Annotated in this window: 19 protein-coding genes; 15 read left to right on the forward strand and 4 right to left on the reverse strand. The window is 52.6% G+C overall.

Going from position 1 to position 23,332, the window contains the following annotated elements; all coding sequences use genetic code 11:
- Nucleotide 1: 1 nt before the first annotated feature.
- The 11 genes from H8L32_RS26140 (at nucleotide 2) to prmC (ending at nucleotide 12,570) form a co-directional block, all read left to right on the forward strand.
- Nucleotides 2-736, forward strand: a complete 735-nt coding sequence (locus tag H8L32_RS26140; RefSeq protein ID WP_186950803.1) for an ABC transporter ATP-binding protein — start codon at nucleotides 2-4, stop codon at nucleotides 734-736.
- A 460-nt stretch (nucleotides 737-1,196) separates the two neighbouring features.
- Nucleotides 1,197-1,967 carry a septum site-determining protein MinC gene (minC, locus tag H8L32_RS26145; protein ID WP_186950804.1) on the forward strand — a complete coding sequence of 257 codons (771 nt, stop codon included), beginning with the start codon at nucleotides 1,197-1,199 and terminating at the stop codon, nucleotides 1,965-1,967.
- A gap of 81 nt (nucleotides 1,968-2,048) precedes the next feature.
- Complete coding sequence (gene minD / locus H8L32_RS26150; RefSeq protein ID WP_186950805.1) at nucleotides 2,049-2,864, forward strand: septum site-determining protein MinD; 816 nt, start codon at nucleotides 2,049-2,051, stop codon at nucleotides 2,862-2,864.
- Nucleotides 2,865-2,866: 2 nt separating this feature from the next.
- On the forward strand, nucleotides 2,867-3,133 hold the full coding sequence (gene minE, locus H8L32_RS26155) for a cell division topological specificity factor MinE (protein WP_186950806.1): 267 nt from the start codon (nucleotides 2,867-2,869) through the stop codon (nucleotides 3,131-3,133).
- A gap of 267 nt (nucleotides 3,134-3,400) precedes the next feature.
- Nucleotides 3,401-4,093, forward strand: a complete 693-nt coding sequence (locus H8L32_RS26160) for a response regulator transcription factor (RefSeq protein WP_186950807.1) — start codon at nucleotides 3,401-3,403, stop codon at nucleotides 4,091-4,093.
- A gap of 72 nt (nucleotides 4,094-4,165) precedes the next feature.
- The gene (locus tag H8L32_RS26165; RefSeq protein WP_186950808.1) at nucleotides 4,166-5,881 is read left to right on the forward strand and encodes a FecR domain-containing protein; all 1,716 of its coding nucleotides are present in this window, start codon (nucleotides 4,166-4,168) and stop codon (nucleotides 5,879-5,881) included.
- A 30-nt stretch (nucleotides 5,882-5,911) separates the two neighbouring features.
- Complete coding sequence (locus H8L32_RS26170; protein WP_186950809.1) at nucleotides 5,912-8,332, forward strand: CHASE2 domain-containing protein; 2,421 nt, start codon at nucleotides 5,912-5,914, stop codon at nucleotides 8,330-8,332.
- A 176-nt stretch (nucleotides 8,333-8,508) separates the two neighbouring features.
- Complete coding sequence (hemA, locus tag H8L32_RS26175; protein WP_186950810.1) at nucleotides 8,509-9,795, forward strand: glutamyl-tRNA reductase; 1,287 nt, start codon at nucleotides 8,509-8,511, stop codon at nucleotides 9,793-9,795.
- Between the two features lie 102 nt (nucleotides 9,796-9,897).
- Entirely contained in the window at nucleotides 9,898-10,983 is a 1,086-nt protein-coding gene (prfA, locus tag H8L32_RS26180; RefSeq protein ID WP_186950811.1) for a peptide chain release factor 1, read from the forward strand.
- 238 nt (nucleotides 10,984-11,221) lie between these two features.
- Nucleotides 11,222-11,728: a disulfide bond formation protein B gene (locus H8L32_RS26185; protein WP_186950812.1), complete on the forward strand. Its 507-nt coding sequence runs from the start codon at nucleotides 11,222-11,224 to the stop codon at nucleotides 11,726-11,728.
- Nucleotides 11,728-12,570 carry a peptide chain release factor N(5)-glutamine methyltransferase gene (gene prmC, locus H8L32_RS26190; RefSeq protein ID WP_186950813.1) on the forward strand — a complete coding sequence of 281 codons (843 nt, stop codon included), beginning with the start codon at nucleotides 11,728-11,730 and terminating at the stop codon, nucleotides 12,568-12,570. The genes H8L32_RS26185 and prmC overlap by 1 nt, the downstream gene beginning before the upstream one ends.
- 93 nt (nucleotides 12,571-12,663) lie before the next feature.
- Here prmC and H8L32_RS26195 read toward each other — a convergent pair whose 3' ends face one another.
- From H8L32_RS26195 to H8L32_RS26210, 4 genes are all read right to left on the reverse strand, one after another.
- Nucleotides 12,664-13,344, reverse strand: coding sequence for a phage tail protein (locus H8L32_RS26195; RefSeq protein ID WP_186950814.1), 681 nt, complete (start codon nucleotides 13,342-13,344; stop codon nucleotides 12,664-12,666).
- Nucleotides 13,345-13,724: 380 nt separating this feature from the next.
- The gene (locus H8L32_RS26200) at nucleotides 13,725-14,753 is read right to left on the reverse strand and encodes a sulfotransferase (protein ID WP_186950815.1); all 1,029 of its coding nucleotides are present in this window, start codon (nucleotides 14,751-14,753) and stop codon (nucleotides 13,725-13,727) included.
- Between the two features lie 21 nt (nucleotides 14,754-14,774).
- Complete coding sequence (locus tag H8L32_RS26205; RefSeq protein ID WP_186950816.1) at nucleotides 14,775-15,482, reverse strand: aspartyl/asparaginyl beta-hydroxylase domain-containing protein; 708 nt, start codon at nucleotides 15,480-15,482, stop codon at nucleotides 14,775-14,777.
- On the reverse strand, nucleotides 15,469-16,041 hold the full coding sequence (locus H8L32_RS26210; protein ID WP_186950817.1) for a GNAT family N-acetyltransferase: 573 nt from the start codon (nucleotides 16,039-16,041) through the stop codon (nucleotides 15,469-15,471). The genes H8L32_RS26205 and H8L32_RS26210 overlap by 14 nt, the downstream gene beginning before the upstream one ends.
- Nucleotides 16,042-16,129: 88 nt before the next feature.
- On the opposite strand from H8L32_RS26210, the gene H8L32_RS26215 reads away from it, so the two are divergent.
- The 4 genes from H8L32_RS26215 to H8L32_RS26230 all read left to right on the forward strand — a co-directional run.
- A complete protein-coding gene (locus tag H8L32_RS26215; RefSeq protein ID WP_186950818.1) occupies nucleotides 16,130-16,459 on the forward strand; it encodes a DUF6916 family protein in 330 nt (109 codons plus the stop codon).
- 280 nt (nucleotides 16,460-16,739) lie between these two features.
- Entirely contained in the window at nucleotides 16,740-17,342 is a 603-nt protein-coding gene (gene cysC / locus H8L32_RS26220; protein WP_230412427.1) for an adenylyl-sulfate kinase, read from the forward strand.
- On the forward strand, nucleotides 17,339-18,184 hold the full coding sequence (locus H8L32_RS26225; protein ID WP_186950819.1) for a sulfotransferase: 846 nt from the start codon (nucleotides 17,339-17,341) through the stop codon (nucleotides 18,182-18,184). Before cysC ends, H8L32_RS26225 begins: the two co-directional genes overlap by 4 nt.
- 11 nt (nucleotides 18,185-18,195) lie before the next feature.
- On the forward strand, nucleotides 18,196-23,332 hold a 5,137-nt coding region (locus H8L32_RS26230), incomplete at its 3' end, for a DUF4347 domain-containing protein (protein WP_186950820.1).

Below are 23,332 nucleotides of genomic sequence, written 5' to 3' on the forward strand. Positions count from 1 at the left end.
GATGCCATCTCTTTTAAAAGTACACATTGACAAAAAGAGCTATGGCACACGCGCCATACTGAAAAATCTGCATCTCAGTGTTGAGGAAGGTGAAATTGTCAGCCTGATCGGGGCCAGTGGCTGTGGCAAGAGCACCCTGCTGTCGATTATTGCCGGGCTGGATACGCAGCATGAGGGCAGCATTGAACTGGCAGGCAAGCGCATCCACGGCGTCAATCCGGATATCGGCTTTATATTTCAGGAGCCACGCTTGTTCCCGTGGCTGACTGTGGAACAAAATATTGCCTTTAATACCAACAATTCTGATCCGCAGCGCACCAGCGTAGCGCGCTTATTGGCCGAAGTGGGCATGCACGGCTATGAGCGGGCCCTGCCCAAGCAGTTATCAGGCGGCCAGGCGCAAAGGGTGGCAATCGCCCGTGGATTATTTTCCAGCCCCAAACTATTGCTGCTGGACGAACCTTTTTCTGCCGTGGATGCATTTACCCGCATGAAACTGCAAGACTTGCTGACCAATATCGCGCAAGAGTATGGCCTGACCATCTTGCTGGTGACGCACGATATTGATGAAGCACTGTATCTGAGCGACCGCATCGTATTGATGGACCAGGCTACCGCAAGCTTGCGCCAGCAATTCGATGTGCCGCTGGCAAGACCGCGTAACCGGGGAGAAACGGCAGTATCTCAATTAAAAGTGGACATACTGGATAGCCTGCACGCAGCGCATGCATTTTAGGTAGGACTTACGCAAAACTGCCCCAGCTGCGTTGTAGCTCCTCTCATAGGAGCCGCGTACTAAAGTACTGTCTTCGTCGCTACGGTGTAGTCGGGGTTTCAGGCAACATGTTGCCTGCCGACGTAACGAACATCCCCTGTAAGGGAGGTTTCCTAAAAGCGATAGCCTTGCTGGGACAATTTTGCGTAAGTCCTACTAAGAAAACAATACCTAAAGCAATAAAGCCGCAATAAGTTTCAATAAAGACTATGCGACCCAGCTGTAACTATTTTGCCGCTTTGCAAAGAAAAAGTGCATATTTTTGCAATCCTGCCCATCAATTGGTAGGATTAGTCTTTTACGGACGAATTTGCTGTTCGTTCCTGCCGATGAATGATGTCATGAACAGATATTAATACTGTCAGGCAACCCATATGCAGACTAAGGCACTGACAGCGGCATTCACTTTTTCATGGACTTTATGCAAAACAGTACGACGCGCAAGCCAATTGAGATCAAGATTTCTACTGTTGTTGCTGTTGCAATTCTGCTCAATGAATCGTCTTTCCCGGCCGTCGAAGCGGCGCTGAAGGAAATGACTGCGGGTTCACCCGATTTTTTTGATGATGAATTTGCCGTTATTGATGTTGAAGCCATCACCGATCAGGAACTGGACTGGAATGCACTGATTCCCCTGTTCAAGGCACATGGCCTGAACCCGGTCGCTGTCAGACATGCGCGGGAAGAAGATCATGCCACCATTCGTTCCCACGGCCTGAGCATCGATGTCGTCAGCAAACCACGGGCAGAACCAGAGATACAGGCCAGCCAGGTTCAGGTTCCGGCCCCTGTGGAAGTAACACCAGTGGCGCCACCGGTGGCAGCCGAACCACAAGTCATCATCCGCAATATGCCCGCCATGGTGATTGATACCCCGGTTCGGGCCGGGCAGCGCGTCTACGCACGCGGTGCCGACCTGATCATTACCGCTTCAGTCAATAACGGTGCCGAAGTGATTGCCGATGGCAGCATCCATATCTATGCTCCCCTGCGCGGCCGCGCCCTGGCAGGAGCCACCGGCAATACCGAAGCCAGGATTTTTGCCATGACGATGGAACCGGAACTGGTTTCCATCGCCGGCATTTACCGTACGTTTGAAAATGGCTTCCCCCCCTTGCAGGCACACCATCCGGCGCAAGTTAAGCTGAATGGCGACAGTATTGAAGTATCATCTGTAAAATCAGCAGGCTAATCTGCAGGCTAATTTACAGGTTAAACTGGAGATTAGCAGCCTCAATTTTCAGTATCTTCGGATAGATTAAAGGAGTTTTTTGTGGCAAGAATCATCGTTGTAACATCCGGTAAGGGCGGCGTGGGCAAAACCACATCCAGCGCGAGTTTTGCTTCTGGCCTGGCCATGCGTGGCCATAAAACAGCAGTGCTGGATTTTGACGTTGGCCTGCGCAATCTTGACCTGATCATGGGTTGCGAGCGTCGGGTTGTCTATGATCTGGTGAATGTCATCAGTGGCGAAGCCACGCTGAACCAGGCCCTGATCAAGGACAAGCACTGCGATAACCTGTTTATTCTGCCGGCTTCGCAAACCCGCGACAAGGATGCGCTGACAGAAGAAGGCGTGGAACGCGTACTGAATGACCTGATCAAGATGGATTTTGAATTTATCGTCTGCGATTCACCTGCCGGTATCGAACGCGGTGCCGTCATGGCACTGACCTTTGCCGATGAAGCCATCGTCGTTACCAATCCTGAAGTGTCCTCGGTCAGGGATTCTGACCGTATCCTGGGTATCATCCAGGCCAAATCCAAACGTGCACAAGCCGGTGGCGAACCGGTGAAGGAACACCTGTTGATCACCCGTTATTCACCAAAACGGGTGGAAGCCGGCGAAATGCTGTCCTATACCGATGTGCAAGAAATCTTGCGTATCCCTCTGATTGGTGTTATTCCTGAATCCGAAGCAGTCTTGCATGCGTCTAATCAGGGTAATCCTGCCATTCATATGAAAGGCAGTGATGTATCGGATGCCTATGAAGACGTGGTTTCCCGCTTTTTAGGCACAGATGTTCCTTTACGTTTCATCAATTATGAAAAACCGGGCCTGCTGCAACGCATTTTCGGAGGCAAATAAATATGGCTCTGCTTTCTTTTTTATTTAATACCAAGCCCAAAACGGCCAATGTAGCGAAAGAACGCCTGCAAATCATCATTGCACGTGAACGCACAGGTCGTGATGGTGGTTATGATTTTTTGCCTGCCCTGCGGGAAGAACTGATCGCGGTAATTTCGAAATACACCAAGGTTAATCCGGAAGACATCAAGGTATCCCTGGACAAACAGGGCAATCTGGAAGTGCTGGACGTCAACGTGGTGTTACCAGAACTGGAATTGCGTAGTTAAATGCCGGGTGTTCGGCTTTATTGCCCGGTAATACGGGTGATAAACTGGACCTTCCATGTATCTGTTTATATTTGTATTATCAGGTCTATTTCTCATCAGCATGAAAAACGGATGGGAAATGACTGTAGAAATGGTTGATTAAGCACAGACCCAACACCTGTAATCGTGAAATATTCACATTTCTTCACAATTACTTATTTTTTCACTTGCTTTCGATATAATGGAAGTTATTCCACTTTATTTGCCGGCCATCAACGGTAACACTCCATGAGAATCGCTGTACTTGACGACGACAATAATCTGCTAGAACTGGTCTGCACCATTTTAAATGCTGCGGGGCATACAACCCATCCCTTCCTGAGCGGGAAAGAGATGCTGCATCAGCTACGTCGTGAAAGTTACGACATGCTGATTCTGGACTGGCAAGTACCTGACCTGAGTGGAACCGAGATTTTGCACTGGGTACGAGAGAAACTTTCGCCTACCCTGCCGGTGCTGTTCATGACCAGCCGCTCGGGCGAAGACGATATCGTCGCAGGCCTGGCTGCCGGTGCCGACGATTACATGATCAAGCCCATACGCCGCAGTGAAATGGTGGCGCGGGTGCAGGCCTTGTTGCGCCGCGCCTACCCTACCCAGACCACGTCGGAACATTTGCAATTTGGCATCTACAAGTTTGAAACCCGCGCAGGTCGTGTCAGCGTCAATGATGTACCCGTAGAAATGACGCAAAAAGAATTCGACCTGGCCCTGTTATTGTTCCGCAATCTTGGTCGTCCGCTTTCCCGTGCCTATATACTGGAAGCAGTATGGTCGCGCGATGTCGATATTCCCTCACGCACGATGGACACCCATATTTCCCGGGTACGCAGCAAGCTTGAATTGCGTCCTGAAAACGGTTATCGCCTGGCACCGGTCTACAGCTACGGTTATCGCCTGGAACAAATGACACCAGAATAAAACCTCCGGGCCCTGCCGGGTCTGTTATATGCAGGCCCGGAATGCGTCCCCCAAACGAAACGAGGAGTCCGCATGAGACTAACCCGCCCCCTAGTCCTGCGACAAATATCCGTATGTTTCGCTTTCAGCCTGGCTCTGGCCTTGCCCATGTACTCCATGGCGGCCAAGACATCAGCGAACGGCGAACCAGGCAGTTTTATCAGCACCCCGCCGGACATGACTTATTTTGCAGTACAGGGAGATACCCTGTCTGCCATTGCCAAGCGCTACACCGATAAAACCAGAAACTGGACCATCCTCGGCAAACGCAACAAGATTGATGACGACAGAGCCATACCCATCGGTACGGCCATCCTGATCCCGCTGGAGCTGTTGCCTGAAGAAGATAGCGAGGCCAAAGTCATCGCCATGACTGGCACCCCCACCTACAAGGCCAAAGATGGCAGTAGCGGTAACCTGGCCCTGGGCACCGTCGTCAGGGAAGGCACGCAAATCACTACCGACAAGAATGGTTTTCTGACCCTGTCACTGATTGATGAATCGCGTATTTCGATTCCATCCAACAGCCAGGTCAGCCTGGCCAAGTTGCGCAAGACCAAATACACCGGCAGTCCGCGTACCGAAGTCAATTTATTGCAGGGCAAGGTCGAGTCGCGCGTCAGCTCACTGGTCAGTAACAAGGGCCGTTTTGAAGTCCGTACCAATCTGGCGGTAGCGGGTGTGCGCGGCACCAATTTCCGCGTTGGCGTGAACGAAGATGGAATCGCCAATGAAGTTTTGTCTGGCGGTGTTGCCGTTGCCAATACTACAAATGCGGCAGGCAAGAAACCGGATGAATTGATGCTGACCGCCGGTAAGGGCAATATCATCAGCAGCAGCGGAGTCGGCAAGGCCGTCGACCTGTTGCCTGCCCCTGTGATGAGCGAACTCTATTTGCTGCAAGAACGCCCGACCCTGCAATTCCAGGTGGAGCCGAATGCTGCAGCCGTCGCTTACCGCGTGCAGATTGCCAAAGATGCCGACATCCTGACCATCCTGACGGAAAACCGTTTCAAGGACAATCGCTTCAAGTTTGACGGTTTTGCTGACGGCAATTATTTTGTACGCATCACGGCCATCGACAAAGCCGGGCTGGAAGGTTTCCCGCTGGTCAAGGCAGTAACACTGAAAGCCCGTCCTGAACCACCTTTCACCGTCCAGCCAAAGAACAAGGTCAGAGCAGAACGTCTGGACTTTGCCTGGACTGAAGCCAGTGATGCCGTTGCCTATCATCTGCAGGTTGCCAAAGATCCTGAATTCAAGAATCTGCTGTTAGAAAAGAATGAAATCAAGGAAGTGCAACTCAGCAGTGATCGTCCAGCCGAGGGCAATTACTACTGGCGCATAGCCACCATTACCCGCAAGGATGGCAAAGCCGACCACGGACCTTTCAGCGACGTGCAAAAATTTGCAGTCTTGCCTGTCACCAGCCTGGCACCGCCGGGTGAAGGCAATGGCAATCAGCTATCGTTCAGCTGGGCGTCCGAGCCTGGGCAGAAGTTCCTGATACAGATCAGCACCGACGCCCAGTTCTCCAAACTGTTCCTGTCACGTGAGCTCGACCAGGCGGAACTGAAAATTGACCGCCCACAGGCAGGCACATATTTCATTCGTGTCCGTTCGACTGATCCTGACGGCTATGTCAGCCCCTTCTCGGCAACCCAGAAGATCACCATACAACAACGCTGGACCAGCGGTGATGGTTCGCCCATCAACAGCAGCGGGGGGGCAGTTGGTACGAATTTTTAATTCGTTGCTGCAGCCCCGGGTTAACGGCACATGACGAACAGCCAATCAAATAGCCAATTCAAGGTAGAGCGCATCGCTCTCAGGGAATGGCTGGTTCTCAGTGTGCTGATGCTCTTGTTGACTGCGGGACTGTTGTTTTACAAGACACTGGAACGCGCCGATCTGGTGCTGTACGACCGGCTGATGCAGGTCAACACCCGACCAGCCCGGGACGATATCATCATCGTCGGTATCGACAGCCATAGTCTCAGCGAGCTGGGCAAATGGCCTTGGTCCAGAGCACGGCATGCAGAACTGATCAAACAGATCGATGTCGCCCAGCCACTGGCCATAGGCATGGACTTTGTCTTCACCGAAGCCGAAGACAGCAATCCGGACCAGGCCATCAACGGCGACCAGGCATTTGCCAATGCCATCACCCAAAGTGACAAAGTGGTGTTGCCGCTGATTTCAGAAAATGCCGGCAAGGGTTTGGTGACAGTTCGTCCCATCCCTCTGCTGGCCAGTGCCGCCCGGCAGTTAGCCCACATCAATCTGGAACTGGACAAAGATGGCGTGGTACGCAGCATCTTCCTGCGTGAAGGCATGAATGGGGAATGGTGGCCGCATTTTGCCCTGGCGCTGGCAGATGTAGGCAAGAACATCACCCCTGGCACCGAACCCAATTTGCCAGGCAACAGGCTCGCCGCCGCACTGCGCAACGCCGCGCCTGAACCAGGCACCTGGCAGCGTGATTACCAGATGCATATCCCCTTTGCCGGCAGTAGTGGGCACTTTCGCTCGGTACCCTATGTGTCGGTACTCAGAGGCGAAGTACCGCCAGCCTTTTTCAAGAACAAATATGTACTGGTAGGCCCGACGGCCAGCGCCATGGCGGACTCATTCCCAACCCCGGTGTCTGGCAATGAAGGCATGATTTCGGGGGTCGAGATCAATGCCAATATCCTTGCAGCCCTGCTCGACAAGCGCAGTATCGTGCCCGCCCCGTTGCTCTACAGCCTGTTGTTCAACCTGCTGGCAGTAGGCATGGCGATGTCCGCCTATCAGTTGCTATCCCCCAGAAAAGCTTTGCTGGCAACGGCAGCCATTGCCAGCCTGGCCATGGCAGGCAGCTGGCTGGCATTGCGTTATCTGGGTTACTGGATAGCGCCAACGGCCACCCTGCTGGCCCTGATCGTTGCCTATCCCTTATGGAGCTGGCGTCGGCTGGAAGCGGCCATCCGCTTTCTGGGAGAAGAATTCCGGGTACTCGACCAGGAACCGCATTTGCTGCCGGAATTTGTTGATCAGGATGAAGTCCAGCCGGCCCGCGCGCTGACCGACACCCTGGAACAAAGCATCAACGCCATGCGTGAAGCGGTAGACAGGGTCAGGGATTTGCGTCAGTTCATCAGCGACAGTCTGGTCAGCCTGCCGGATGCCACGCTGGTCACCACCACCGATGGCAACGTGCTGCTATCCAACCAGCCAGCCATCGATTATTTTGCCGGCATAGGCATACCCAAAGTGAATGATGCTCTGGTGCCCTATCTGTTTGCCAACATGGCTCCGCCCCAGTATGCCGAACATGCGCAAGAAAGCAGCTTCAGTTGGTGGGATATTCTTGACATCAAACACACCAAGGGCATGTCGCAAGGCATAGAAGTACGCGACCCGCAAGGCAAGGATTTACTGATCAAAAGTGCACCCTGCTACAACGGTGACAAAAAACTGGTGGGCTGGATCGTCAGCCTGATCGATATCACCAGCATACGGGCGGCAGAGCGTAGCCGTGACGAAACCCTGCATTTCATCTCGCATGACATGCGCGCACCACAGGCATCCATCCTGGCATTACTTGAGTTGCAAAAAGACAGTGCAACCGCCCTGCCGACAGAAGAATTCATGTCCCGGATAGAAAAGGCTTCGCGCTCCACACTGGGGCTGGCAGACAATTTTGTACAACTGGCGCGTGCAGAATCGCAGGATTACCGCTATGAAGAAGCGGATTTCCAGGACATCCTGCTGGTAGCCACCGAAGAAATGTGGTCTTTGGCAAAAAACAAGAATATCCGTATCACTACCCAGATACAGGAAGAAGAATTCCCGGTCCTGGTAGATCGCTCGCTGATGACCCGGGTCCTGACCAATTTATTATCGAATGCCATCAAGTACAGCCCCAGGGATACCACCATCACCTGCTCGCTAATCAGTGAACAGCATCTGGCAGATGCCACCATCATTTGCTCTATCGCCGATCAGGGTTATGGCATTACAAGGGCAGATCAGAACAAGCTGTTCCAGCGCTTCCAGCGTTTCAAAACCACTGAACAGCCAAAAAACGATGGCGTGGGTCTGGGCATGGTATTCGTCAAGGCAGTACTTGACCGCCACCAGGCCAAAATAGATTTCACCAGTACGCCAAATGAAGGCACGACTTTCCACATCAGAATCCCGGCCGATCTGGATTAAAAGCAAGAATAGCCAAACAGTACATAATGAGCAATTAAACAACATGAATTTTGTTGTAAAAATAGCATAATTTAACTGTTGTTAGCGTCCTTGATGCACATCAAACAGCCCTGCCCGGGAAAATGCCTGTCCAACGCGCTATAATGGAGGCTTATCACCTCCCTCCAGCTTATTGCATGCAACTGTCTGCCGTTGGCCTCAACCACACGACCGCGCCGCTGTCCTTGCGCGAAAAGGTCGCCTTCTCTCCTGATCAGGTTGCTCAGGCGGTGGTGGCTGCGCGTGGCTGGTTTGGCAGGCATGAAAATGGCAGCAAACTGGTACATGGTAACGAAGCAGCAATTCTGTCCACCTGCAACCGCACCGAACTGTATGCTGCCAGCAGCGCTGCCAATCCTGTCGATGCTGCGGCCCATTTTCTGGCCGACTTTCATCGCCTGCCGTATGCAGATCTGCGTCCGCATTTGTATACCCTACCCCAAGACAATGCAGTAAGGCATGCATTCCGCGTTGCTTCCGGCCTGGATTCCATGGTCCTGGGTGAACCGCAAATCCTGGGGCAAATGAAAGATGCAGTGCGCCAGGCAGAAGCCGCCGGTGGCCTGGGTACCTATCTGCACCAGATGTTTCAGCGCACCTTTGCAGTGGCAAAAGAAGTGCGCACGACGACAGAGATCGGCGCCCACAGCGTATCCATGGCTGCTGCAGCCGTGCGTTTGTCGCAGCGTATTTTCGACAAGATAGCTGATCAGCATGTGCTGTTTATCGGCGCTGGCGAAATGATAGAACTGTGCGCCACCCATTTTGCTGCGCAAAACCCGAAATCCCTGACGATTGCCAACCGCACGCTGGAACGCGGCGAAACCCTGGCCCATCGCTTCAACGGCAAAGCGATACGCTTGGCCGATTTGCCACAGCAACTGGCGCAATTCGACATCATCGTGTCCTGCACTGCCTCATCGTTGCCAATTATCGGCCTGGGCCTGGTGGAACGTGTGGTCAAGGCGCGCAAACATCGCCCCATCTTCATGGTTGACCTGGCCGTACCGCGTGACATCGAAGCCGAAGTCGCCGAACTGGATGACGTTTTCCTGTACACCGTTGATGATCTTGGTACCGTGGTCCAGTCCGGGTTGGAAAACCGCCAGGCTGCCGTTGCCCAGGCCGAAGCGATTATCGAAACCCGCGTCCAATCTTTCATGCACTGGATAGATGGCCGCGCCGTTGTCCCCGTGATACAGGACCTGCACGAAAGCAGCGAGCAATTGCGCCTGCTGGAACTGGAACGCGCACGCAAGATGCTGGCCCGTGGTGAAGACATAGATACGGTGCTGGAAGCCCTGTCAAAAGGCATTACCGCAAAATTCCTGCATGGCCCGCAACAGGCCCTGCATCAGGCCAGCGGCGACGAACGTGCTCGCCTGGCAGCGTTGCTGCCACAACTGTTCCGCACCAAGCGTTAGCGACTGCCTGCGCTGTCTGGCGTGCAGCCTTGTTGCACGCACCTTCTACTTCCCTTAGGGGCCTTGCCCCACCTCCGTCAAAATAGTCGATAAAGTCATCGTATGAAACCATCAATGCTTACCAAGCTGGATCAACTGGCAGAACGCCTGGATGAAGTCAGTCACCTGCTGATGCAGGAAGGGGCCACCAATGACATGGATGCCTATCGCAAGCTCAATCGCGAACATGCCGAGCTTGATCCCCTGGTTGCCCTGTACAACAATTACAAGCAGGCACAGGCAGATACTGCAGAAGCCGAGCAGATGCTGAACGATCCTGACATGAAGGCTTTTGCCCAGGATGAAATCGAAGCCGCAAAAAACACCATGCAGACACTGGAAAGCGATCTGCAAAAAATGCTGCTGCCGAAAGACCCGAATGATGAGCGCAATATCCTGATGGAAATCCGCGCTGGCACGGGTGGTGACGAAGCCGCCCTGTTTGCCGGTGATTTGCTGCGCATGTATATGCGCTTTGCCGAGCGCAATCGCTGGCAAACCGAAATCATGTCGGAATCGGCTTCTGAACTGGGCGGTTATAAAGAAGTGATTGTGCGGCTGGCCGGTTTGGGCGTGTACTCCAAACTGAAATTTGAATCGGGTGGTCACCGCGTGCAACGCGTACCGGCAACCGAAACCCAGGGCCGTATCCATACCTCGGCCTGTACTGTCGCCGTCATGCCGGAAGCCGATGAGTTGGCCGACGTGGTTATCAACAATGCCGATTTGCGCATCGACACCTTCCGCGCCAGCGGTGCCGGTGGTCAGCATATCAATAAAACCGATTCTGCCGTTCGTCTGACGCATCTGCCTACCGGCATCGTGGTCGAATGCCAGGATGGCCGCAGCCAGCATCAGAACAAGGCGCAAGCCATGCGCGTGCTGGCTACCCGCATCATGGATGGCCAGTTACGCGAGAAACAGGCCAAAGAAGCAGCAACGCGCAAAAGCCTGATCGGTTCCGGCGACCGCAGTGAGCGCATACGTACCTACAATTACCCGCAGGGACGCATGACAGATCACCGCATCAACCTGACCCTGTACAAGCTGGATTTCATCATGGATGGCGACCTGAGCGAACTGACCAATGCACTGGTGGCAGAGCACCAGGCAGAATTGCTGGCAGAGCTGGGAGAAGACAGCATTTGATCTGTCACCGCCAGCCAGTACTTATGATCTGATTTATCGCTTATTCGCCGGTCTTTAGCCGATCTGTCGCCGGTCTGTAGTCTGTCTGTCAAAGGTTTTTATTGCCTTAGAGCCCAAATCTGTCGGATACTCGCTAGCAATCAGGCAAGGCAGCAGTAAATATTGATGCTTTGCTTCAGAGATACCGAACTAAAATCCCTGGCCGGTATCCAACACCCATTCTTTCATTGCGCACACCATGAATCTGTCGAAAAAAATCCTGTTGTCGATTGCTGCCATCTGTATCGCCTTGCTGGGCGCAGCCCTGTACCTGCAAATCGTTGAAAAAATGCTGCCTTGTCCCTATTGCATTTTCCAGCGCTATGCCTTTGCCCTGATCGCTGTCTTTTGTATCGTAGCCGTCGGACTTCAAGGCAGCGGACACCGTCTGGCGACCGGCATGGCCTTCATATCTGCTCTGGTTGGGCTGGCAGCGGCTGGCAAGCACATCTGGGTCATGTCCACCCCATCCATGTCTTGTGGCATAGACCCGCTGGAAACCGGTCTGAACAAGATGCTGATGGCGCAGGTATGGCCTGCCATGTTCAGGGCAGATGGTTTGTGCGAAACACCTTATCCCCCTACCCTGGGTCTGTCATTGCCGACATGGGCAGCAATCTTTTTCGGCATCTTTGCTGTTGCTATCCTGTATGTGCTGATCCGCAATCAGAAAACCCAGCGTAGCATGTTTGGCCCTTCACGTTAATGCTTGGCTGGCTTTACCCCGGCATCACCATTGGTGCCTGCGAACAGGCCAGCCCGCTGGACCGCATAGATACCCGCGTCCTGCTCATGCATGGCCTGGGTTTATCACGTACGCAACTGATCACACAATCAGACCAGGTATTGAGCGCCGACCATCTGACACAGATCAGTGCCTTGTTCCAGCGCCGCCAGGATGGGGAACCAGTCGCTTACATCGTGCAGGAACGCGAATTCTTTGGTCTCAATTTTCATGTCACCCCTGATGTACTGATCCCGCGTCCGGACACGGAATTGCTGGTGGAACTGGCAATCCAGTATGCCCCCGTCAATTCCAGCCTGCTGGATCTGGGTACAGGTTCCGGCGCGATCGCCATCAGCGTCGCCCATCAAAGACCAGACCTGACAGTCACTGCACTGGATATCAGCGCAGCAGCACTGGCCGTCGCCCAGGAAAATGCCCGTCGCCATGTAGCCCCCGGCAAGCTGGAGTTATTACAAAGCGACTGGTATCAGGCGGTAGCAGGCAGGCAATTCCACACCGTCGTCAGCAACCCGCCTTACATCGTCGCTGGCGATAGTCATCTGCAACAAGGCGACTTGCGCTTTGAACCCGCAGATGCACTGACAGATCATGCCGATGGCCTGACGGCTTACCGCCAGTTGATTGGCGCAGCACATCTGCATCTGCAAGCAAATGGGTGGATCCTGCTGGAACACGGCTACGATCAGGCAGAAGCGGTACGAGCCATGCTGCTGGAGGCTGGCTTTGAACAAGTACAAAGCTGGCAGGACCTGGCGTCAATAGAGCGGGTATCTGGCGGCAGGCTCAATTCAGCTGTTTAAACATAAGAACTTCAGGTAAATGAAGCAAGACGATACCGAAATAAAAAATGGCGCCAAAATGAAGTGGCGCCATTTTCATGAAGCTACCGACGCTTAGTTCCTGGATGGGAAAATGCCTTCCATCGCAATGATGTAGTTCAAACCCAGGTATGGTTGCATAACCGTGTTAGTTGATGTCGTTGTAACTGGGAATGCTGTAGGAGTGCCCGAGCCTGTATTTGCATTAGTTACTGTACCTGTGCCCTGCAATGCGGTGGTAACACCACCTAAAGCAACCGGTGCGGTTGGCGCTGTACCGGCAGGCAAATATACTGCAGCGGCAAGACCCGAGCCCGTTGCTGTACTTGTCAAACCACCATTATTTGTTACAGCAGCAACACCACCATTGGTGCCAGTACCTACATTAACCGTAGTATTACCTGAAACACCAGTCAGATCGAGAGTCGCCACATGCGTATGCGGGGGCAAGTTCCCCACTGTCAACGTCACACTGCCAGTACCTGTTGCAATCGCAGTGACATTGTTCACGCCAGCTTTTTCGCCCTGCGATACATTTGCAATGCCAGGACCCGCACCTTGTGAACCAACCGCAACACGGCCGCGCAAATCTGGAATGCCAAAAGTCGCTTGTCCATCACCACCATACATGGTGCCTAACAAGGCAAACATCGCCGAGTTTTGCGCAATAGAAACTGTTTGTCCGTTACAGAACAGCCAGCCGCGTGGTGGAAAATTAAAACCAACGGCCAATATAGTGCCCATAAATGCATCCATTACTTACTCCAATTCAAGTTGTGGTTGATACAGGGATTAAATAATCCGGCATACGAAGATGCCCTGATAAAAGTAAGAACTTTTATCAACAGCTTTAATCAGGAACTTTTCCGGAGGCCATGGCGAAGGCAATATCTAACCCTCTTAGCTTAGCAATAACCAGCTTTGCAACAACCTCTTGTACTTGCGAAAAGCAATTTCAAAAAAAGCAAACCAATTCTACAATCCTTATTAGAAAAAATACACTAGCTTTTCTCTTATTAAGATACAAAATGAGGTACAAAAATGATTGCAAAACTCAGATGCATCTGTCTATGCGGAGAAAGCCACATTACAGCGCGGCAAGACGACGCAATTTTGCAACAGACACATCAAAAAAATCATTTTTCCGAGCGCAGTTTTTCCAGCTCTTCATACATTATCTGACATTGCTTTGCAGCATTTTCATTCGACTCCAGCACCTGCATCGCCTGCCGTTCAGCAGCAGGTGGGTCACCCAGATAACTCATGTGTCTGTGCTTGGAATGTAAAGTGGATCTGGCTTTCAGGCTGGACAATTGTGCCTCGTCACACTCAAGCGCAAAGAGCTTAAACAACTGATCCCATAAAATCGCCGGTAATTGAGAATAGTTCAACAAATGCAGGCGCGATGTCGCCACTTGCTCCAGTCCGTACCTGAACAAGGCCGCCAGCACCGCTGCCGCATAGCTGTCCATATCTGCGGCAGGCACAGGCTGGCAATGCACATCCAGCCTGGTGATATCCAAAAGCCCGGGTATCATTTGCGGCCCACGCTGACGCCGGTGAGACGCCAGCACCGCATCCGGTTCACGATACAGAAATATGAAAGGGGTATCAGGAAACGCCTGCCGTATGAAGGCCAGCCACGGCATATGCCAGCTATCGAACTTGATAAAAAAATGGGTCTCGTCAACATGCCGTTTTTGCCCCAGCATGGTTACCAGTTGCCGCAATAAATCCAGCGCACCCGGCATGTCGGGCTGCTGATGATAATAACGAAAAAACGCATCCAGTACTGGTGGTTCAGACATCACTACGCACTGCTCCAGCGATGCCAGCAGCTGTGTCAGCAGCGTAGAACCACAACGTGACACATGGAAAATAAACGCAGTCGGCGCGATGCTCTGTATGCCATTACATAATTCGCCCAGACCGGCGATGGGCGTATGGCAGACCCTTCTTTGTTCATACGTCTGGCCGGACAGACTGTCCTGAAAGAATGATTCTGTGAATCTTTTTTCCCCCATATAACGCCACCACAGACGATTCGTTTCTGTAGCAATCGCTACCGGGAACCAGCCCTGCATGGTGTCGATAGTATGTGCATCAATCTGCTGACCGCGCAGCAGTGCGCGTTCTTCGGCAGCAAAGCCCTGCTTCATATTCATTTTTTTAAACGATCATTCAAATCAGCCAGCCAACCTGATGGCGTCCAGTTCATCGGCTATCCTGATACCTGCGCTGTGACCGGACGCACGCAGTTGTTCAATCACGACAAGCACATTGTCATCATTGATGGAAGAATCCGGATATTTTGATTTTGGCCTGGCAACCCAGCCAGCTTCCAGGAACACGTTTTCCAGCCAGGCATTGCTGACGCAATCCAGCATCAGATGCACCCTCGCCTGCGTACCAGGGTTACGCACGGCATGCAGGCAACTGGCATTCAGGTACCAGGTGTCCCCGGCAGAAAAATGCACTTCTTCTCCGTCAATCCGAAACAGTACATCGGGCGTGGTATTAATCGGTATGTGCAAACGGGTAATGCCGTCTTCCAGCGAGGTGGCATCGTCCCGGTGTTCCTTGATGATGCCGCCGGCCTCCAGCGACATCAGGCGTATGGATGTTTTTTCGCACTGGAAGAAATCAATCACTTCGCGCATATAGGGGCAATCCTGCAAGAGCACAGTGTCCTGAAACTGCCCTTCGTTGACCGGCATGATGTGATCAATACGCCCATCCACTGCACGCAAAGGCAGGCATAGCCAGTTGTTTTCGTAAGCGCTGGTATTGAAATGACTGATCCATTGCGAGGCTTCCAGCCTTGTCAGTTCTGCACGCAGGCGTTCCAGGTCAAAAGAGAAGGGTAACTTCAGATAACGACTAGGCTGTGACATCGCGCTGCTCCATTTGTATGCCGTCCACATCGTCCACATCGCCCACATCAAGCACATGACGCACATCAACTACGCCAGCACCGCCATGCCAGTGCATCTGTTCAAACAGGCCATCAGTGCTCTGTACCAAAAAACCCATTTGCAGATACAGCGCCCTTGCCGCGTGGTTACTCAACTCCACCGCCAAACTGACGGACAGATTTTGCGCTGTCGCTTCTTCCTGCATGGCCAGCAATACCGATCTGGCGATGCCCTGGCGTTGTGCCTCCGGTGCAATGGCGATATCCACCAGGCGCAAGTCGTTTGTGCCTGCATCAATAATCACGCGACCAGCAGGCTGGCCTGCCTGTTCCACAATCCAATGCTGCGCATCAGGAAAATGCTGCCGTATGCCAGCCATCTGCACATGCTGTTGCATCTTGATCATTTGCGCCACGACTACGGGGTCCACAGGCAGTTGCTGCAAATCCGGGCGACGGCTGGCATACAGTGCATCCAGAAAAACCTGATCGTCCTCTCCCGGTGCTCGCAATTGACACCCGCCAGTTAATTTGTACACAAGCACTCCCAAGATGATTAAAATACATGATTATCATCCTGCCTATGCTTGTGTGTTCTTGCAAGTGAAACTTTAACCACGTAAAACAATGACATTATCCAAAGAGCAGCTTAACGCCTACATTGGCAACATCTTTCGTATAGAAACCTCCATAGGTGACATCGAACTTAAACTGGAAGAAGTCGATGAACGTTCACGCCGTGGCTTGCCAAGCCATTTCGCTACGCCCTTACTACTGATATTTTCCGGCACCGGTACCAAGCTGCTATCGCAGGATAACTACATCGTCCATCATCCAGAGATGGGGCAAAACGTCTGGTTGATCGCACCCGTCATGCCCGATTACGACAAGGGGCAAGACAAACAAAAGCACGAAGATGGCAGTACTTGCTTTTTTTACCAGGCATTTTTCAATTAATAAAAGCTACTCACAAGCAATAGTTGCTCAAATAAATGGCAAGAAACACGTGTTTCTTGCCATTTTTACTTATTTCAATGTTAGTATTACAGTTATTTTTTTGATACTTTAACTATGCAAGCATAGTGCTATCAGGAAAATCGTTGATAGCAACCCATTAATAATGGTGTTAAAAAATAGCTGACTCAATATCAATCACTGAAATGATTGAATTATCGGGAGTGACAGGCAATCAGATTTCAGTTTTGCAGTATCTCGTATCGGGCATCAATGACACCCGATGTTACTCAGGCTTATCGGTGGTGGTCGGATGCGTGATCAGGAACAAATAAAGACTCTTTCCAATACAGTCAAAGGCGCAACAAAAACCTGGTGGCTAAGTGGCCTGCCAGGTGCTGGTAAAACGACCCTGGCCCAAAACCTGGCAGATCGCCTGCGTACGCATGCCCTCCCAGTTTGTGTTCTGGACGGTGATGAATTGCGCAAGGGCCTGTCCCGTGATCTGGGTTTTAGCCCCGCTGATCGCGAAGAACAAGGTCGCCGCACGGCAGAAATGGCCAGACTGCTCAACAGCAATGGCATCCATGCGATAGTCGCACTGGTATCACCCACCATGAGCGGCAGGGCATTGGCCAGAGGCATCGTAGGCGTGCAGCATTTCATAGAGACCTATGTCGCCACACCTTTACACGTCTGCCAGCAGCGTGATCCCAAAGGCTGGTATGCAAGGGCAAAAAATGACCCTGCCTTGCAATTGACGGGAGTATCTGCTCCTTACGAAGCACCGCTTTCACCAGAGTGCGTGATTGATACTGACAAGGTCTCAGTCGCGGATGCAACCAATCAACTTTTTTCCTTCGTCAAAGAAGTCAGCGCCTTATGACAGCAGCAAAGTACCATTTTATTTCTGGTTTGCCACGCTCGGGCTCAACCTTGCTGGCGGCCTTGTTGTTGCAAAACCCACGTTTCCATGCGGGCATGACGAGCCCGGTTGGTAGCCTGTTCAGAGGTATGTTGAATCAATTGGGCGCGGGCAGTGAATTTAGCACGGTTGTCAGCAAGGATCAAAGACGCAGACTGACACGCGGCATCTTTGAATCTTATTATGCCGACCAGGCTGACAAGGAAGTTATTTTCGATACCAACCGCATGTGGAGCGCCCACATGCCAATATTGATGGACCAGTTCCCTGATTCCAAATTGATCGCCTGTGTACGCAACGTGGCCTGGGTTATGGATAGTGTAGAGCGCCGTTACCGCGCCAACCCATATGAAATTACCCGTTTGTTCAATGATGATGTTGAACGCAATACCGTCTATAGCAGGGTTGAAACCCTGGGCCAGGCAAACCGGCTGGTTGGCTATCCCTGGACAGCGCTTAAAGAAGCTTTTTATGGTGAACATGCCGCTTCAATGTTAATCGTAGACTACGATTTGCTGGCACAAGCACCAGAAAAAGTCATGCCACTGATCTATCAATTTATAGCAGAGCCTGAGTTCGCGCATGACTTCAGCAACGTGCAATACGATGCACCTGAATTCGATGCACAATTGGGCCTGCACGGCATGCACAAGGTACGCAGTAACGTCAGTTACGAAAAACGCACGACTATCTTGCCACCCGATTTATTTGAAAAATTTAACTCACTGTCTTTTTGGAATGACACCAGCAATAGTCGTTGCAATGTAATCACTCCCAAAGCCCACTCATCCAATCCAGCCTGATTGCCCTGACCATGTACAACCCACTCCGCCCCCAAGATAGTCAATCCGATCATAACGATACTGCATCGAGTATGCCGGATATTCAGGCCAGTACACCAGCGGTGTCAATAACGCCGATGCTGGCAACCGCCATGCCCTTGGTGCCAGTGCCAACTCCAGTTACACCAGCAATTTCAGCAGCGGCCCCCGCCAGTGCTGCACCGCAAGAATTCCTGTTCATAGATAGCCGTGTGCCGGATTTGCAAAAATTCATCAATGCTGCCGAAGCAGGTGTGAAGGTGGTCGTGCTCGACGCTAATCATGATGGTCTGGACCAAATGATCAGCGCATTGCATGGTGTACAAAACCTGCAATCGATCAGCGTTATTTCGCATGGCGATGAAGGTGTGGTTTTATTGGGTAACGGTCCTTTGTTCGCTGGCAATCTTGACCAAAATCAGGCGAAATTGCAAACCATAGGCCAGTCGCTGGCCAACGGCGGTGATTTTCTGTTATACGGCTGCGACATCGGTCGTGGTGAGCAAGGCGCTGCCTTTGTCAACAAACTTGCGCAACTCACCGGTGCAGATGTGGCGGCTTCGTCCGATACCACCGGTGGTGCCAATGGCAACTGGGATCTTGAAATCAAGACGGGCAATATCGAGGCACCGTCAGCAATCAAGACGACAGACCTGTCTGACTATACTTATCTGCTTCATACAACCAGTGTCAATACCGTTGCCCAGTTAAAGGCTGCTATCACGACGGGTAATGCTGATGGTCTTGCTGATACCATCACCCTCACAGGTAATATTACCTTTGCCAGTGCGGCAGATGCAATCAGCATCAATGTGACCGACGGTCAGACCATGTCGATTGTAGGCGGCGGATTCACCTTGAGCGGTGGTAATTTTGCACGGGTACTCGACATTACAACCAGCGGTGCAGGCAGTTCGGTTTCCATCGACAACCTGACCATTACTAATGGCAAAGTCTCTGGTGTAGGCGGTAGCGGCAATACCAATGGTACGGGTGGTGCTGGTGGTGATGCATTAGGCGCAGGGATAAAAAATGCAGGCAACCTGACCATCTCCAACAGCACGATCACTACCAATAAAGCTGCTGGCGGTGGTGGCGGTGGCGGCTCGACTAGCGGTTTGTACTCAGGCGGTGGCGGTGGTGCTGGTGGCTTTGGTTCAGGCAATGGTGCTATTGGCGGTATCGGTGCGGGTAATCAATCACCTGGAGCAGTCTCTGGTATCACAGGCGGTACCGGTGGCGGCCAAGGTGGCCGCGGTGGTAGTGGTGGCAGCGCTACTGGCGGTGCAGCATCAACTTATAGCGGCACCGGGTATTCATTGGGTGGTGCTGGCTCAACAGCCACGAATGGTACTATCAGTATTGGCGGTGGCGGTGGCGGTACTGGTACGAACAGGGCTGGAGGTACTGGGGGTAATGCAGCTGGCGGTATTTACAATGCATCAACAGGAACGATCACCATCACCAACAGCAGCATCACAAATAATATTGCTGCGGGGGGCGGGGGCGGGGGCGGCGCTTCACCAGCCTATGCAAGTCAAGGTAACGGTGGTACCGGCGGTGCTGCGATTGGCGGTATCTGGAACAAGGGCGGTATAGTCAATCTTGATACAACAACCAACGCCTCATTAAGTACCGGCAATATAGGCACAGGAGGTAGCGGTGGTACGGCAACTGGCGGTACTAACACAAATGGCAGTAGCGGCACAGCAAGCTCAACCTTATCGTCCACCAATGGGGGGACGCAGAACACAAACTTCATCCCCGTTGCTATAACCAGCGCAACTTATGATGCGAGTACAGGTGTCCTGGTTGTCACTGGTACTGGCATGACAAATGGTGGCACGATAGATGTCACGAAACTCAGCCTGGCAGGACAAGGCGGCTCGTATACTCTCACTGCCGCGACAAGTAATCCTACGACCAGCAGCAGTACTTCCTTTACGGTAACGTTAGGGGCCGTTGACAAACTTGCGATCAATGGCATACTCAACAACAACGGGACTACCTCAGCAACTGGTGCCATCACTTTCAACTTGGCAGCCGCAGCCAACTGGGACGTGACAGCCGCAGCATCTGCCGATACTACCGGCAATGGCGTGACTGTATCAAACGTCACCGCCCCCACGATTACCTCGGCTACTTATAATTACACCACGAATACATTTGTCGTCACTGGAACCAATCTGGTCAGTGTCAGCGGTGCCAATAACGATATCACCGTCTCTACCCTGACCATAACGGGTCAGGGCGGTGTTACCCGTACCCTGACTACCACTGGCAATGTGGAAATCACCGGTGCCACCAGTTTCACGCTCACACTGGCAGGTGCCGATATTGCTGCCGTCAGAGCACTACTCGATAAGAATGGCAGCAGTTCCAGCGGTGGTACGACCTACAACCTGGCTGCAGCAGATGACTGGAATAGCGCCATCACCGGTGGTGACATTTCTGACGCGACTAACGCCATCTCTGTATCCTTTGCGCCACCGATTATCACGAGTGCCACTTACGATGCCAGCACTGGCGTTCTCTCTGTCACCGGTGCCAATATCACCAATGGCGGCACGATAGATAACAGCAAATTGACACTGTTTGGGAACGGCGGCACCTTTTATACCTTGACCACGGCCAACGTCACGGCCAGCAGCACCACCGCATTTTCTGTCACGCTGAGTGCTACAGATAAAATGAACGTGAATGGCCTGCTGAACAAGAATGGGACAACGGCGGTCAGTACCGCCACCTTTAACCTGGCAGCCGGCACCAACTGGGACGTCACTGCTTCTTCCCCTAACGATCTGACTGGTAATGTCGTCACGGTCTCGAATGTCACTGCACCGACCATCACTTCAGCCGCGTATGATGCCAGCACTGGTACATTCACCGTCACAGGCACGGGCCTGGTCAAGACACAGGGTGCCACCAACGATATCACCATCAATAAACTGACCATTACCGGTGAAGGTGGCGTCACCCGTACGATTTCTACTACCAGCAATGTAGAAATCACGAATGACACGACGTTCAGTTTCACCCTGGCTGGTGCAGATATTGATGCCGTCAATATCCTCTTCAACAAGAACGGCACCAATTCTACTGGTGGCACGACTTACAATCTCTCGGCTGCAGATGCCTGGGACAGCGTCATCACTGGTGGAAATACCCAGGATTTGACGAATGCTGTGACGGTATCCAATGCTGCCGTCCCTACCATCACTTCGGCAACCTATAACTCCAGTACTGGTGTTCTGGTCGTTACCGGCACAGGCTTGACTATACTGAACGGTGCAGCGAATGACATCGTCGCCAATAAATTCACACTGACTGGTGAAGGCGGTGCCACCTATACGCTGACGGACACGGCGAATGTAGAGATCACATCAACTACCAGCTTTTCACTGGTACTGAGCGCCACTGACAAGTCAGGCGTCAACCAGATTATCAACAAAAACGGCACTAGTTCCACCGGTGGCACGACCTACAACGTTGCTGCAGCAGAAGACTGGGCAGCAGGCGCAGATGCAGCGGTTGTCATTGCCGACCTGACCAGCAATGGTGTTACTGCCACGGTCGCTGCACCTACCGTCACCTCAGCCACTTATGATGCCACTACCGGCAACCTTGTGGTGACAGGCACGGGCTTTACCCATCGCAGCGGTGCCGCTAACGATATCATTGCCAACAAATTTACGCTGACAGGCCAAGGTGGCAGCACTTATACCCTGACCGATACGCCTAATGTAGAAATCAGTTCTGACACCAGCTTTACACTGGTACTGTCTGCGGCCGATAAACTGGGCTTGCGCACCCTGCTCAATAATAATGGTACGCAATCAGTAGGCGGCACGACCTATAACCTTGCCGCGGCAGATGACTGGGCCAATGGTGCGGATGCGACGCTCAATATCGCCGACCTGACAGGCAATGGTGTTACCGTATCGAATATCGTACCTCCTGCTATCACCTCTGCCACATACGACGCCAGCACGGGCATACTGTCTGTAACTGGTACCAATCTCGCCAGTGGCGATACCATTGATGTTTCCAAACTGTCCCTGACTGGTCAGGCGGGCTCATATACCCTGACCACGGCCAATGTCACTGCGACCAGTGCTACTGCGTTCTCGGTCACTTTGAATGCTGCTGACAAAATTGCCATCAACGGCATATTGAACAACAACGGCACCACAGCGGTTGATACCACCACATTCAATCTGGCTGCTGCTGCAAGCTGGGACACGACAGTCACTACACCAGCAGATCTGACTGGCAATGCCATCACTGTCTCGAACGTCACCGCGCCAACCATTACCTCCGCGACGTATGACGGCACCACCCACGTCTTCACCGTCACCGGCACCAACCTGGTTCAAACAATCGGTGCGACAAATGACATCACGATATCCAAACTGACCATCACCGGCGAAGGCGGCGCCACGCGCACTTTGTCCACCACTGGCAACGTCGAAGTCACCAGCGCTACCAGCTTCACCTTCACCCTGGCTGGTGCCGATATTGCTGCCGTCGATAACCTGCTCAATAAAAACGGTACGTCTTCTGCCGGTAGCTCCACAACGTACAATCTGGCGGCAGCCGATGACTGGGATAGCGTCATCACCGGCGGCAATATCGCCGACCTGACTGGCAATGGCATCACTGTTTCAAATGCCGCACCAAGTATTTTGAGTTCCACTTACGATGCCGCTACCGGCATTTTATCGGTCTCCGCCGTCAACATCGTCGCTGGCGACACCATTGATGTAAGCAAACTGTCTTTGACTGGCCAGGCTGGTTCCTACACCCTGACCACCGCCAACGTCACCGCCAGCAGCAGTACGGCCTTCTCCGTCACCCTGAACGCCGCCGACAAGCTCGCCATCAACGGCATCCTGAACAAAAACGGTACATCTGCTGTTGATACCACGACTTTCAACCTCGCTGCCGCTGCATCCTGGGACGCCACCATCACCTCCAGTGCCGACCTGACAGGTAATGCCGTTACCGTATCCAACGTCACCGCACCAACGATTACGTCCGCAACCTATGATGGCATCACCCACGTCTTCACCGTCACCGGCACCAACCTGGTTCAAACCATCGGCGCGACCAATGACATCACCATATCCA

The organism is Undibacterium hunanense (genome assembly GCF_014284335.1).
In the GTDB taxonomy this organism is placed as follows: domain Bacteria; phylum Pseudomonadota; class Gammaproteobacteria; order Burkholderiales; family Burkholderiaceae_D; genus Undibacterium; species Undibacterium hunanense.